The sequence below is a fragment of the Margalitia sp. FSL K6-0131 genome (genome assembly GCF_038008735.1).
GTDB classification, from domain to species: domain Bacteria; phylum Bacillota; class Bacilli; order Bacillales; family Bacillaceae_C; genus Margalitia; species Margalitia shackletonii.
In genome coordinates this window covers 4,936,564-4,949,111 of sequence record NZ_JBBOZS010000001.1, presented here as the reverse complement: position 1 = coordinate 4,949,111, position 12,548 = coordinate 4,936,564, and the positions used below count along the sequence as shown (strand labels likewise).

At 36.5% G+C, this 12,548-nt stretch carries 13 protein-coding genes, 1 pseudogene and 1 riboswitch; of the genes and pseudogenes, 11 read left to right on the top strand and 3 right to left on the bottom strand.

The features are described 5' to 3' along the window. The first annotated feature begins 415 nt into the window (after nucleotides 1–415). Together NSQ59_RS24280 and NSQ59_RS24275 are read left to right on the top strand one after the other, a co-directional pair. Nucleotides 416–877, top strand: a complete 462-nt coding sequence (locus NSQ59_RS24280; RefSeq protein ID WP_340832946.1) for a hypothetical protein — start codon at nucleotides 416–418, stop codon at nucleotides 875–877. A 547-nt stretch (nucleotides 878–1,424) separates the two neighbouring features. Beyond that, the gene (locus NSQ59_RS24275) at nucleotides 1,425–1,892 is read left to right on the top strand and encodes a hypothetical protein (protein ID WP_340832945.1); all 468 of its coding nucleotides are present in this window, start codon (nucleotides 1,425–1,427) and stop codon (nucleotides 1,890–1,892) included. Nucleotides 1,893–2,000: 108 nt separating this feature from the next. On the opposite strand, the gene NSQ59_RS24270 is transcribed toward NSQ59_RS24275, so the two are convergent. Continuing rightward, nucleotides 2,001–2,324 (bottom strand): MazG nucleotide pyrophosphohydrolase domain-containing protein, encoded by a 324-nt coding sequence (locus tag NSQ59_RS24270; protein ID WP_055741838.1) that lies wholly within the window; start codon nucleotides 2,322–2,324, stop codon nucleotides 2,001–2,003. Nucleotides 2,325–2,407: 83 nt separating this feature from the next. Here NSQ59_RS24270 and NSQ59_RS24265 point away from each other — a divergent pair. From NSQ59_RS24265 to NSQ59_RS24235, 7 genes and pseudogenes are all read left to right on the top strand, one after another. Continuing rightward, nucleotides 2,408–2,762: pseudogene (locus NSQ59_RS24265) on the top strand (LOG family protein); the annotation flags it as partial. 260 nt (nucleotides 2,763–3,022) lie between these two features. Continuing rightward, nucleotides 3,023–3,916: a phosphotransferase gene (locus NSQ59_RS24260; RefSeq protein WP_340832944.1), complete on the top strand. Its 894-nt coding sequence runs from the start codon at nucleotides 3,023–3,025 to the stop codon at nucleotides 3,914–3,916. A 383-nt stretch (nucleotides 3,917–4,299) separates the two neighbouring features. Continuing rightward, entirely contained in the window at nucleotides 4,300–4,458 is a 159-nt protein-coding gene (locus tag NSQ59_RS24255; protein ID WP_161809300.1) for a hypothetical protein, read from the top strand. 266 nt (nucleotides 4,459–4,724) lie between these two features. Further along, on the top strand, nucleotides 4,725–5,291 hold the full coding sequence (locus NSQ59_RS24250; RefSeq protein ID WP_340832943.1) for a dihydrofolate reductase family protein: 567 nt from the start codon (nucleotides 4,725–4,727) through the stop codon (nucleotides 5,289–5,291). Nucleotides 5,292–5,663: 372 nt separating this feature from the next. Next, complete coding sequence (locus NSQ59_RS24245) at nucleotides 5,664–6,182, top strand: GNAT family N-acetyltransferase (RefSeq protein ID WP_055741841.1); 519 nt, start codon at nucleotides 5,664–5,666, stop codon at nucleotides 6,180–6,182. Nucleotides 6,183–6,515: 333 nt separating this feature from the next. After that, nucleotides 6,516–6,800 carry a helix-hairpin-helix domain-containing protein gene (locus NSQ59_RS24240; protein WP_340833199.1) on the top strand — a complete coding sequence of 95 codons (285 nt, stop codon included), beginning with the start codon at nucleotides 6,516–6,518 and terminating at the stop codon, nucleotides 6,798–6,800. A gap of 152 nt (nucleotides 6,801–6,952) precedes the next feature. Further along, the gene (locus tag NSQ59_RS24235; RefSeq protein WP_163258620.1) at nucleotides 6,953–7,093 is read left to right on the top strand and encodes a hypothetical protein; all 141 of its coding nucleotides are present in this window, start codon (nucleotides 6,953–6,955) and stop codon (nucleotides 7,091–7,093) included. A 246-nt stretch (nucleotides 7,094–7,339) separates the two neighbouring features. On the opposite strand, the gene NSQ59_RS24230 is transcribed toward NSQ59_RS24235, so the two are convergent. Next, nucleotides 7,340–8,563 carry an MFS transporter gene (locus NSQ59_RS24230; RefSeq protein WP_340832942.1) on the bottom strand — a complete coding sequence of 408 codons (1,224 nt, stop codon included), beginning with the start codon at nucleotides 8,561–8,563 and terminating at the stop codon, nucleotides 7,340–7,342. A 164-nt stretch (nucleotides 8,564–8,727) separates the two neighbouring features. Between NSQ59_RS24230 and NSQ59_RS24225 the strand changes: the two genes are divergently transcribed. Together NSQ59_RS24225 and NSQ59_RS24220 are read left to right on the top strand one after the other, a co-directional pair. Next, the gene (locus tag NSQ59_RS24225) at nucleotides 8,728–9,624 is read left to right on the top strand and encodes a LysR family transcriptional regulator (protein WP_340833198.1); all 897 of its coding nucleotides are present in this window, start codon (nucleotides 8,728–8,730) and stop codon (nucleotides 9,622–9,624) included. A gap of 203 nt (nucleotides 9,625–9,827) precedes the next feature. Further along, nucleotides 9,828–9,927: riboswitch (purine riboswitch) on the top strand. A gap of 79 nt (nucleotides 9,928–10,006) precedes the next feature. Then, nucleotides 10,007–11,179, top strand: a complete 1,173-nt coding sequence (locus tag NSQ59_RS24220) for an MFS transporter (protein ID WP_340832941.1) — start codon at nucleotides 10,007–10,009, stop codon at nucleotides 11,177–11,179. Nucleotides 11,180–11,215: 36 nt separating this feature from the next. Here NSQ59_RS24220 and NSQ59_RS24215 read toward each other — a convergent pair whose 3' ends face one another. Beyond that, a complete protein-coding gene (locus tag NSQ59_RS24215) occupies nucleotides 11,216–12,403 on the bottom strand; it encodes a styrene monooxygenase/indole monooxygenase family protein (RefSeq protein WP_340832940.1) in 1,188 nt (395 codons plus the stop codon). Between the last annotated feature and the right edge of the window lie 145 nt (nucleotides 12,404–12,548).

Sequence of the window (12,548 nt, the reverse complement as noted above, 5' to 3'; positions counted from 1 at the left end):
GGATTTGTCATGTTAAAATAAGGAATAATCAAGACACGTAACTATAAGCTGGAAAAATTTCTGTTTGTCACAGTAGCCTTCAACAAAGAAAAATTAAAAAAGAAACTGCAAGGGAAGACGATTCTGATTATGGGTGCGACATGAAGGAAAAGTTGTTAGCCGTGAAAGCCGAATTCGAAAGGCTGAGGACCACATTGAGCATCTTTCGAGCGGACCATAGAAACCGGGAGGATCTCGAGGCATTATTGCGCTTTATCCATCAAACTTCCCAATCATTGTTCACATATTTAAATCTGTTGTTTAGTTTAAAGGGGCAGCATTCCTGAATAATCCCTGGGTTGATTTTTGTTCAGAAATTGGGCTAATTAATGGGGGAATCCTTACCTAGATTAAAATAAAGGAGGAGAATAATCTGTTGACTTTTTTGTTGTTTATTTTGGTTGTGCCAATCTTTGTCTTATTACATGAACTAGGTCATGGAATTGGTGCCGTATCTACTTCAAAAGCTGACATACATATTTATTTAGGTCAGTTTAGTGAGGATAATAAAGAAAACTTCAAAATTGGAAGGCTTCATTTTCATATTCAATGGTCATTCATAGGTTATGCTTATTGGGGAGAAAGTTTAGATAAACGACAGAGAGTAATTGCACTTGCTGGTGGACCCTTAATGTCGTTGTTTCTAGGACTTTTATTTGAACTATTGACATCGTTAGATTTACAAAACGGAATACGTCAGTTGTTTGGTTGGTCGGCTACTTATAATTTAATTCAGTTTATTATAACAATAATTCCTATAAGATATCCTCGTTGGATGGCGGCATATAACGGTATGCCCTCAGATGGCTTGCAGCTAGTACAATTGTTAAGAAGGTAACACCCAACGTTCTAAGAAATTGAACAAATAATACAAAAATAGCTAATAGATGTTCAATTCTTGTTGAGCTCTCGGGCAAGCGTTTAAGATCCAGCTGCAAATTTGGTGGCTTTTTCTTATTCGACTCCCTTAGATATTTTTGTTTGAAGGAGTGTTTTTATAATTAAAAGAAAAAGTACATCTGAATAAAAGGTGGATTAAAGAACTGTTGAGTAACATAAAGTTGAAGATACAATTAGGGGAAGACTACCATTCTAATTGCAAAGCTGTGATAGAAGTATTTAGAACTAAATATTGATTAAATCAATTTCACTCTAAGTATTGAGGGATATTTTTTTAATCAATCTTTATTCCAAAGCCACGCACAGAGATAAATGGGCGGGAAAAGAGCCAGATTTTATTGCTGACAACCTATTTATTAGAAGCTGTTGAATGGATTATAAATAAGAGTAAAGAATAATTTTTTTGAACTAATGGGGGCTTCCTATAAGGATTTTAAATTCAATTGGTAATTAACAAATAAAAAGAAATGTTAAGGTGAAAATTAATGGCATTAATTCATGATTTTTATTTAGTACCGAAAGACGTAATGCTGAACAAGGATATAGTAAGTTACATGGATTCTATAAAAGAGTCCGCAGTAGGGAATGTCAAAATACATGATGACCTTATTCTGTATATGAATGATACGCTAAAATGGGTACCATCAAAATGCACGCCCTTTACAAAACGATTTAATGAAATGGGTCTAGATTATTACGCTATGACAATTCTTGATGAAGACTCTGCAACTACTTTAAAAGACGTACTTCTTGGATGGAGAATGATATTTGCAAGTGCTCCAAAAGAAATAACTTTGACAGGAATGTATATTTTAAGTGATGATCAAGAAGATGGAGAGTATGAGAAAATTATTTTTGATAAAGATGAAGTTCTTGAACAATTAGATGCTTTAATCGCTTTTATTATTGAAGTCGAAAAACATGGTCATAAAATTTATCATTTAGGGATTTAGATATTAAAAAAATAACTTATCTCTTCTTCAACTGACGAGCTAAAGGGGCAGTTTAGCACAAGAAAAAAGTAAAATTCTAAAATGCTAAAGAAAAGCCCCTTTAAAACCTTACTTTGAAGTTGTATAACGTTTGACTAATTTGTCACGATGCGACTGAAAGATGTCTTCAAGAGCAATATCATATTTGTTAGCAATCACAATAAGGTTTCCTAAAACATCCCCAAGTTCCTCTACTAATTCTTGTTTTTGTTGTGCTAATGTTCCATTATTTTCATCTGGTCTATCTCTACCAATTTCAAGAGCTCTAATTGCTCTAGCGACTTCTCCTGTTTCCTCGGCTAAAAAACCAATTCGAATAAAAATGTCTAATTCGGACCATCCTCTTTTTTCATAATATGACCTTACCCATTCTTGAAACTCATTAACATTCAATGATATTTACCTCCCTCGACTATAGCCCTTTTAGCTTATCAGGAAAACCTCTGTAATGAAAATGATAGATTTTAAAAGAGTGAGAAATTCATCACCAACATTTAATAGAACTAATATATCGTAGATACAATGGATGAAAGAAAAGCCAAAATGGCAGATTTAGCAGATGGATTTATTGCATTACCAGGAGGTTCGGGAACATTGGAAGAGTTTTTTGAAATCTTTACATGGTCTCAAATTGGTTTGCACTAAAAGCCATGTGGGCTTCTTAACATTAATGAATATTATAAACCTCTTGTTTAATTGCTTGACCATATGGTTGAGCACCAATTTTTGCAGGAAAAATATCGTTCCATGGCAATATTAGATTCAAACCCTAAAGCGTTAATTGATAAATTTTTTACATATGAGCGACCTACTGTAAAGACTTACCTTTAATAAAGAGGATAAATTTAGTGGTTTCAGGAAAAACGCTATATTTTAGTTATTCCATAAAAAGGTGCTTTTCTTTAGTAACAAGGCGTCTTTTTTTTATGCCCCTACACATTAAGGGATTAGATTTTACAAAGGTAAAAAGGATTATGAAGAACTTGAACAAAAGGGTACATTAGCTGAACAAGGAATTTTACACACACTTAAAGAATACACCAATAGGAAAAGGCTGGTCGGTTACTTGTACAGTATTAAGAAGGGGATGAATGGAATTGTTTGATTTAAGCAGAGTTTCCAATTACTATCCAATTAGTCCGGTTATTGAGGTTAAGGAAATAAGTAAAGGAAATACCTCCAATGCTAAATTGGTAGTCACAGTAGATGGAAAATATATTTTGAGAAAGCTAAAAGATAGCACACAAGCAATCACTGAATTTTTAATATCAAAAGCACTATTAAAACAGAACATTTCTCCGAAAATCTTGTTAAGTAATAAAAAACAACCTTATATTAAAAATAATGAAGATGTATATAATCTACAGATCTATGTTGAAAACGATAAGGATAAAAGCAAAGAAATCAATTTTTATAATTTAGGCCAAACAATATCTCTTTTTCATTCTAATACAAAGAGTATTACAGGTATTTACGAGCAAAATGACCGTTTTTCGTTGGATAAGATGTGGATGGATCTCTTTCAAATGAAGGAATTCAATAAATTAGAATATAAAAGTCAATTAGTAACCTTGATAGAGAAATGTATAGATTACAATTTTAAAAACAACTGCTATATACATGGAGACTTAGGTGTTTGGAATCTTTTATTTAATCATAGCCAAATTTATATTATTGACTTTGGCGAAGTAAGAAAAGGGAATAACCATTTTGACATGAGTGCAGTTATTTCATCAACTATTGACTGGAATAAAGATGAAAATGAGTTAATTACATCTTTAACCGATTTTAGGAACGGATATATATCAAATTTTGACACATTTAATTGGAAAATTCTTAAAGAAAACTTTACCTTATGGTTTACAAGAGGGATTATTGCTTTATTTATTAACCAGGGGATTAATGACCTAACAAGTAGCTATGTAAAGTTAACTATGAAAAGAAAAGATAAACTGGAAAGAATAATAAACACTAATTTTCTTTAAGATTGTCTCTAAAATAAAACTTTGTGAAATTATGTACTTAAAGGGTGCAAGAGTTAAAAATCCAGCTGCCAATTTGGTGGCTTTTTCTTATTCGACAAACGGGGCAGATTAGTTGAACAAAGATTATCGAACACTGAAACTTTTTGAAAAATATTCCGTACAAATAAATGGGATCCATTTTTGGTAAATATTATTTATATAGTTGATACATTTAATTACTTTATTACCATAGATAATTTATGTGTCTTCATATACTAAAAAGCAATTTGATAGAAACAGGAGATAGCAATAAAAAAGATAGGAATTAGTTCAAATCGTTTGCTTAATCTGCATTAAACAAACGAAATTTAATGTTCTGGCAAAAATTGATCATGGAGGGGCATATGAAAAAAATATATAGGGTATTTTTCTCTGGGCTAATAGCAGCTATACTAACAACCATTTTAAATCTTTTAACAGATGATAAAACCATTATTTTTATTGGTAATTTCATCATTGTATTTTTATCTGTTATGTTTTTTGCTCAACCAAAAAGGCCTTGAAAATTATTTACTCTATAAGTTTGTGAATTGCTGTACTTAAAGTAACGGGTACGTTAATCCAAGAAGGGTTAATGCCTATTTTTGTTGGAATTTTTATTGAACAAAAGGGGCAGAATTACGCAACATTGTTTTCTTCGAAAAATTCAGACTTCAACTTGAGCCTTACATAACGTAATGATTTATAATGAACGTAACAGCAGGATGAAACGCAGCCAACGGCCAAATAAATCGAACAAAATAAATTCGAAATCGGAGGAGAAACGGACATGAGAAAACTCGTATTGTTCATGCATGTATCGCTGGACGGGTATGCGTCGGACTTGAACGGAGGACTCGATTGGATTCCGTACAACGAGGAATTGGAGAAATACGCCGAGGAGGTCGTAGCCGATGTCGGAGCTCCCGTTTACGGACGGACGACGTATCGCATGATGGAGAGCTACTGGCCAACTCAGCTGGACAATCCGAATGCGTCAAGGCACGATATGGAGCATGCCAAATGGCTGCAGGATGTTAAGAAGATCGTCATTTCCGGCACAATGGACAAGGTGGAATGGAACAATACGATGCTGATCAAGGACAATATCGCAGAGGAAATCAAGGTACTCAAAGAGCAGCCCGGCAAAAATCTCGTTATCTTCGGCAGCCCGGGAGCGGCGAAGACGCTTCTTAAGCTCGGCCTGATCGACGAATTCCTGCTTACAATTTGTCCAGTCGTCCTAGGCGGCGGAAAATCGGTATTCGACGGCAGCGAGAAAATCAGGCTCAAGCTACTGTCCAGTCGAACACTCAAGTCGGGCATTATCGCGGCCCGCTATGAGTTGGAGAAATAGCCGTACAAGGTGTTCCGCTAATGGAGAACGATAGCTTAATAAAAAGCCCTTAATGGGTAGGTTATAGTTTTGGCTGAAAATCAACATTGAGAATTAACAAAGCCTTGTAATAAAATAATAAGTTTTGCAACTAACGGAGGCATTCCTTTTATAAGGAATGTTCTTTTCTTATTGAAGAAAAGGGGAAGGATAGTGACAAAGAAAAGAAGGAGCTTGTAGTAAAAAAGATGAATATATTTTAGAATAATTAGATTGAGAGGAATTTTGAGGTACTCTTTAATTGGCTTTATCGTGATATTAATTTTTCTTATCTTATTACAAGTGCAACTCAACAAAGGTACCAACAATACTATTTGAAATGAGGGGACAGATTTGATAATTAGACAAATGGAACCCCAAGAGTTACCGATTGTCGCAAAAATCTATGTAGATAGTATGAAGGCAACCCATCAGGGGATTGTGTCAGAAAAGTTTATGGAGTCAATATCGAACGAAAGTACAGTTGAAAGATTCAAGGGGATTTTGGAAAATAGCAATCTTCAATCATTTTGTTATGTAGCTGTAAGACAAGATGAAATTATAGGATTTTCAATGGGCTCCATACCTGATCATGCACCTCAAGGGTATCATGGTGAGTTAAACACGCTTTATATTTCACCTCATTATCAACGTACTGGTATGGGAAAAAAGTTGTTAAATGCCGTTACTAATCACTTTAAACAGAATGGAATAAGGTCGATGTTTTTAGGAGTCTTTAAGGGCAACTCTTCCGCAAGAAAGTTTTATGAGTCTGTTGGGGGTATCAAAATTGGTGAATTCCTTGATGAGCGTCTTAGTAAAATTAACGGACATGATCTAGTCATAGCCTTCTATGGATGGAGGCGTATATAATTTTATGACTATTCCATATTTAGAATGTATAGCGTCCATCCATCTTCTCAATAGATTTCAGGAGAGATGAAGTTAAAAGTTTTCTGAGGATGCTGGATTAGTAGAGGGTGTTTTAGAAGCTCGAAAAACGTGTTGGAAAGGTGAAGCCTATGCCGAATTCTTCTCCCAAACTTCCTTTAACCGAGGAAGAAAGAGCCAAATTAAGAACTTGTAAAATTAAATTAAACGATATTTCGCATATTAGTACATTGGAACTTTCTCAATGCTTGGGAATATCCAGTGATAGATCCAAATATCTGCGGGCTTTAGCTATATTTCAAACGGTTCCCCTCGATTGGCCCAAAAGTTGCCCAACGTATAGTAGATTTAGGTTACTATTCGCTTGAAGAAATAAAGAACATGGATGGTTCTGATCTCATTAATTGTTGGGAAGAGAAGTGTGGATACTGGGAAGATCCCTGTTTAGAAGATGCTTTTCGTTGCGTGGTCCATCATGCCAATAATCCAGAAAGTAATAAATGTTGGTTTGATTTTACAGAAGCACGAAAAGAATATCGCCATCAATTCGGATACCCTGATACAAGACCTAAACTTGCCTGGCATGAAGTTAAGAACTAAGTTGCTTATTTCATAAACTTGTGCTCATGTTTAAGATCCAGCTGCCAATTTGGTGGCTTTTTTATTCGATTAAAGGGTCAGGTTACTGGAAGAAGGATATTGAAAAACAATATTGAATATTTATGGAAATTACCCTATTTGGAGGAAACACAGTGATAACCAATGCTGAAATAATAGACCAGCCTTTTTCGGGACAGTACAAGGAGAGAATATACGACGTTACGAGTCCATGGAATTCTCAAGATTGGACTTGGGTAAAATTTGAAGACGAGGTTCAACAATCGCCCATTTAACGGAATAATAAATAAGATAATGCTTGCGGAAACTGTTGTCTGTTTGCAAGCCATTTTTATTGTCACATATTTTTTGAAAACCGGTTTTATGAAAAATGCCATCCTTCAATTGGTTTTAAGCCAGGAAAATCCGCGTCTTCCATCATATAGAAGACGCAACATTAAAACCTTGTTTATTCATAACCGGCCCATTTATTTAGGATGAGGATACAACATACCCTATTAGTGGATTTAATATACGTATTTTCACTCCTTTTGAAGTCGTGTGCGAACAAAAAGTGATGCAGAAACGGCTACCACAGACAGGATTACTGCGAAGGCAGTTGCGCCGATTGTCAGACCCATGACATCGATAAGGTAGCCCGTGCAAACGGGTAAGATAGCGGCTGGGATATAGCCGCCAATGTTGAGTACTGCGTTCGCTTCTGCCCTGCGATGTTCTGGGACATGAAGGCTAATTAGCGTCAGACCCCCGAGTTGTCCGAGGCCTTGACCAGCACCGGCTAGAACGGCGGAGATCACAATCAGCGAGGCAACAGAGGCATTGATGGCCACCGCAACACTGATCATAGACAGGATAATGGCAGAAGCACCGGTCAGGAAAATTGTTCGGACGTGTAGTTTCTTGACCGCGAACTGTACGCCTGTTGCCGTCAGGAACATGATACAGGCCGTGCCTCCCGCGATAAGAGGGCTGGTGACGTGTAGAAGCTTTGCCAGAAGCGAGGGACCAAGCGATAATACGAAGGATGTAGCTGTAATGCCAGGTGCGAAAATGGCGATTCCGAATGCTAGGTCCAGTTGATTTACTTTGGGTACACTTGGCAAGTGCAGACGCCAGTTGTTCTGTTGACGGGAGTGAATACGTCTCTTTGGTAGTGTTCCTGCAACGACAAAAGCAGTCGCCAATACAGCAAGTTCGACTGCAAAGATTGGAACCACCGGTTGTGACAGTGCCACAGCCAAGACCCCCGCTAGCAGCGGTCCGAGACCCGCGCCCAGTACCATGGCTACAGATGCAGCAAGCGAAGCCAACTGTCTCCGATTGGGAACTCCGACATCCACGACCGACGCCATGCCCGCTGAGACGATTACGCCGACAGCAATGCCTGATAGAAAACGGGCAGTGAGAAGAACTGTCACGGAGGACGCAGTAGCGAACAATAGGCAAGCAAGAACGGCTGCAGTCAGACCTGGGAACAGTACTGTTTTACGTCCGAACCGGTCAGAGAGCTGGCCGGCGAAAAGAAGCGTCAGGAGAAGTCCCACGATATAAGCCGCAAAGACCAGAGTAAGCGTCCCGTTAGAAAAGCCTATATTTCGCTGCCAGTAAACATAGAGCGGGGTAGCAGAATTCGAAAGAATGAAGACTGCCGTTACCATCCAGGCGGTTGCCCATATCCTCCAGGAACGAGGTGATCGGACTGTAGACGACTTTGAAAGGGCGGTTTCTTTAGCGTGGATACTCATAAAACATTTCCTCCTTCATAGTTAAAAGTGTCCATCCTTGGAATCAAGAATGAGTTATTGCTGATGAATTTTCTTCTGAGGCATTGACTGATGGTTGATATTATATGGTATATTTTTGTATAACTGAAATACATTTTTTGAATAGGGGAGATAACTTATTGGTTATGGGTATAAACGTAAACAATCTCAGAATATTTATGGAAGTGGCAGAGAAAATGAATATTACAGAAGCTTCCAAAGCATTGTTTATTTCGCAGCCGGCAGTTAGCAAGGCGGTTAAAAATCTAGAAACATCGTTGAATATCAAATTGTTTATTCGGGATAAACACAATGGATTACTGCTCACCGATGTGGGGAAAGAAATTCTGGTACTTGCCAGGCAGATGAAGGTGATCGAAAACAAAATATACCAAATTGCTAGCCGGGAGAATAAATTTCTAAGTGGTAAGTTAAAAGTGGGGTCATTTCCTGCAGCATCAACGAATCTACTGCCGGAAACAATCGCCTTATTCAGGTCAAAATATCCGCTCGTTAGTATAGAACTATTCGAAGGAACCTCAAATCAAATCAAAGAATGGGTAAAGGATCGAACGGTTGATATGGGGATCGTTACGTCCCCCTTTGATAACTATGAATATAAAATTTTAATCCATGATTACATGGTCGCAATCATTTCAGAACATCATCCATCAATGAATAAAAAGAAAATTGATTTTGAGGAATATCAGAATGAAATTATATTTTGTAAAGGAGGACATGAGACTGTTATATCTACCATACTTCAAGAACACAATATTGCGTTTAAAGAGAACTTGACCGTCCAAACTGCCGATACGTTAATAAATATGGTTAAAAAGAACTTGGGCATAGGCATTATTTCGAATTTTACACTATCTTCTGTTTCTCACAATCTCACCATAAAAGATATTCATCCAAAGATAAACCGAGTTATTGGTATCATTACACACTCCTTTGATGAAGTCACACCTGCAACAAAAGAATTCATTCAAGTCATGAGTCAATTGAGCAAAGACAATGAAGGGCTCACCGGTAAACGTTAATTTACAAGGCTAAGAGGATAATTCATGTTTGTTCCACTCTATTGGGCGGCATAGTGGTGCATAAAAGAATAAAATTAAAATCTAGTATCCACCTTTACTAGTGGATGGGGAAGATAGCCCAATTTGTCACTTTTGTTATTCCATTGAAAAATTTGAACTTGAAAAATATATTATAACGTAGTAGAATTTTCTATTAGATTCTTAAACTACATAAACAATAACGATGTATAACCTCGAGAATATGGCTTGAGGGTTTCTACCAGGAACCGAAAAATCCTGACTACAAAAATGCAATAACATTTTGTAGTTGGGATTTTATTTTTTTTTGGGAAAAAATAAGTTTATATCGTTATAAAATAGGAGAGGAGACAATGTTTTTAATATGAATTTTAGAATTTTTATTTTAGCATTATCAACGGTTGCAGTTGGACTGGTGGAATTAATTGTGGGCGGTATATTACCCGCCATCGCAGATGATTTTCATATTTCACTAAGTACTGCTGGGCAGTTAATAACAGTGTTTGCACTCATATATGCGATTGCCGGACCTGTTTTACTTGTATTAACCAGCAAAATTGAACGTAAGAAATTATATCTTATTTCCTTATTTGTATTTTTAATAGGTAACGTCATTACGTATATCAGCCCAAACTTCACTTTTATGATGATTTCTAGAGTGTTGACAGCAATGAGTACAGCGTTAATTGTCGTTCTTTCATTGACCATTGCAGCAAAAATTGTCAAACCATCCCATCGGGCAAAGGCGTTGGGGCTTATTTATATGGGGATTAGTTCCTCTCTTGTTTTAGGAGTTCCTTTGGGCATTTTAATTTCCAATACATTTGGATGGAGAGTTATATTCCTATGTATAGCCATATTGTCGATTGGATCGATAATACTCATTTCCATGTTTTTAGAACAGATACCTGGTGAAAAAACTATTCCACTCTCCGTACAAATTAAAGCAATTGGCAGTGCAAAAATAGGCAGTGCGCATCTTGCTACTATGTTTATGCTAGCAGGACACTATACACTGTATGCTTATTTTACACCGTTTTTGGAAACAAATCTCCATCTTAACTCTTTTTGGATTAGTGTATGTTATTTTATATTTGGTGTAGCAGCAGTAAGTGGGGGAGCTTTTGGAGGAACACTTTCCGATAAGATTGGTGCTAATAAGAGTATTATCATTGTGATTAGCTCATTTGCCGTAGTACTGTTTTTGCTTCCTTTCACAACATTTTCACTTGTGATATTTATACCAATGATGATGATTTGGGCTGCATTGAGCTGGAGTCTTGCACCACCGCAACAAAGTTACTTGATTCAAGCAGATCCAATTACATCTGATATCCAACAAAGCTTCAATAATTCCGCATTACAAATCGGCATATCACTCGGCTCTGCTATTGGTGGTATTGCTTTAAAACAAACTAGTAATGTGTCCCACATGGCTTGGGTTGGTGGCACTATTGTCATCATCTCCCTACTTTGTGCAATATTTTCTTTGACTAGACCAAATATTGTCAGAAAAACGGAAATAGAGAATGCATAATACAAAGGTAGTGGCATATCCCACTACCTTTAATGATTAATTTATATTATTTAGAAAAAATGCTTCATATGCTTTAGTAGGATTTGCAAACCACTCCGCAATTTCATCCGCCTTTGCTTGGTCTTGTGCAACCTGAAGCAATAGTTGAACAACATGATTCGGTAATGGCTTTGTCATGGCATTTGTCCATCCCGTTACTTCTGTTACATATTGTTTTGTTCTATTCCAGTAATACTCCCCTGCTTCTATGTCCCACTTAGAATCTTTGTATTTCATAAGGGTTTCATACAATTGTTCTGCACAATATGAAGAGAGATTACAACCTTGACCTGTAATGGGATCGTTCAGAAAAACACTATCTCCGCAGCCAACAACAAGCTTATTTTTTACCAAGGAATACGGCTTTCGAATAACTGGTGTAATAGCAGTTTGAAGAAAGGCATTATCATCGGTTAAAGCAAAATTTTCTTCATCTATTCTAGTGTGAATATCCGGGAAGAACTGTTGAACTGTATTTCTCATTTTAAGTGTAAAATCTTCTGCATACTTTATCCCTTTAAATACATCTAAATCACTTTTTGGTACTACCATAACGAACAGAATTGTAACAGGACCTTGTTCTGTTAGAGCGGGGATCTCAAACATTTCACCTAGTTCTGGAAGAACCGTTACACTTACTCCTAAGGGATTATTTGCTTTTATACCTTCGAAATAACCTACGATACATTTTCGCTGAGGAGTTTGAAAAGGAGTTAGACTTTCCTCGGTAGGGAAAGGAAAAAGAGGTCCATTTTTCCCTGTACAATCAATAATTAAATCATACTTTTCTAGTAATATGTCCAAATCTTCTTTATCTACTTTTTCAAACCGGAAGGAAACGCCATTTTCTATAAGATCATTAATAGAATACGAATAATATAAACGTTGATCAACTGATAATGCTGGCTCTTGCAGCATTCCTACAAATAGTTTTTCATTTCCAATTGTAATATGGATACTTTCAATAAGAGGTTGATCTTCCCAATTTGGCATTTTAAATCGCTTTTCACGTTTCCTTGTTGGTCCAAAATGAACCTGTGTAGACATGATGCGACCTTTTTTAAACTGATCTGGTGATTTGCGTTCCATGACAGTGATATCAAAGTCGTCCTTTAGAGCATAGGCTAGATGTAGTCCAGCTTCGCCACTACCAATAATGCAGATTCTCCTTTTCAACAATTCCACTTCCTAATAAGTGATATTTTTAAATATTTACCCTAATTGTAATTATCATTTATTTTATTGAAGGGTAAATATCATGTAAATAGTCCTTTAGTGGCAAGATTCATATTATCACCATAGATTATAGTCCTCGTTCCTATTTTATATA

Excerpts from the sequence above, each read along its gene's own strand:
- NSQ59_RS24260 (WP_340832944.1), top strand. The coding sequence starts at position 3,023 with ATGGAATTGTTTGATTTAAGCAGAGTTTCCAATTACTATCCAATTAGT.
- NSQ59_RS24225 (WP_340833198.1), top strand. The coding sequence starts at position 8,728 with ATGGGTATAAACGTAAACAATCTCAGAATATTTATGGAAGTGGCAGAG.
- NSQ59_RS24250 (WP_340832943.1), top strand. The coding sequence starts at position 4,725 with ATGAGAAAACTCGTATTGTTCATGCATGTATCGCTGGACGGGTATGCG.
- NSQ59_RS24220 (WP_340832941.1), top strand. The coding sequence starts at position 10,007 with ATGAATTTTAGAATTTTTATTTTAGCATTATCAACGGTTGCAGTTGGA.
- NSQ59_RS24275 (WP_340832945.1), top strand. The coding sequence starts at position 1,425 with ATGGCATTAATTCATGATTTTTATTTAGTACCGAAAGACGTAATGCTG.
- NSQ59_RS24255 (WP_161809300.1), top strand. The coding sequence starts at position 4,300 with ATGAAAAAAATATATAGGGTATTTTTCTCTGGGCTAATAGCAGCTATA.
- NSQ59_RS24230 (WP_340832942.1), bottom strand. The coding sequence starts at position 8,563 with ATGAGTATCCACGCTAAAGAAACCGCCCTTTCAAAGTCGTCTACAGTC.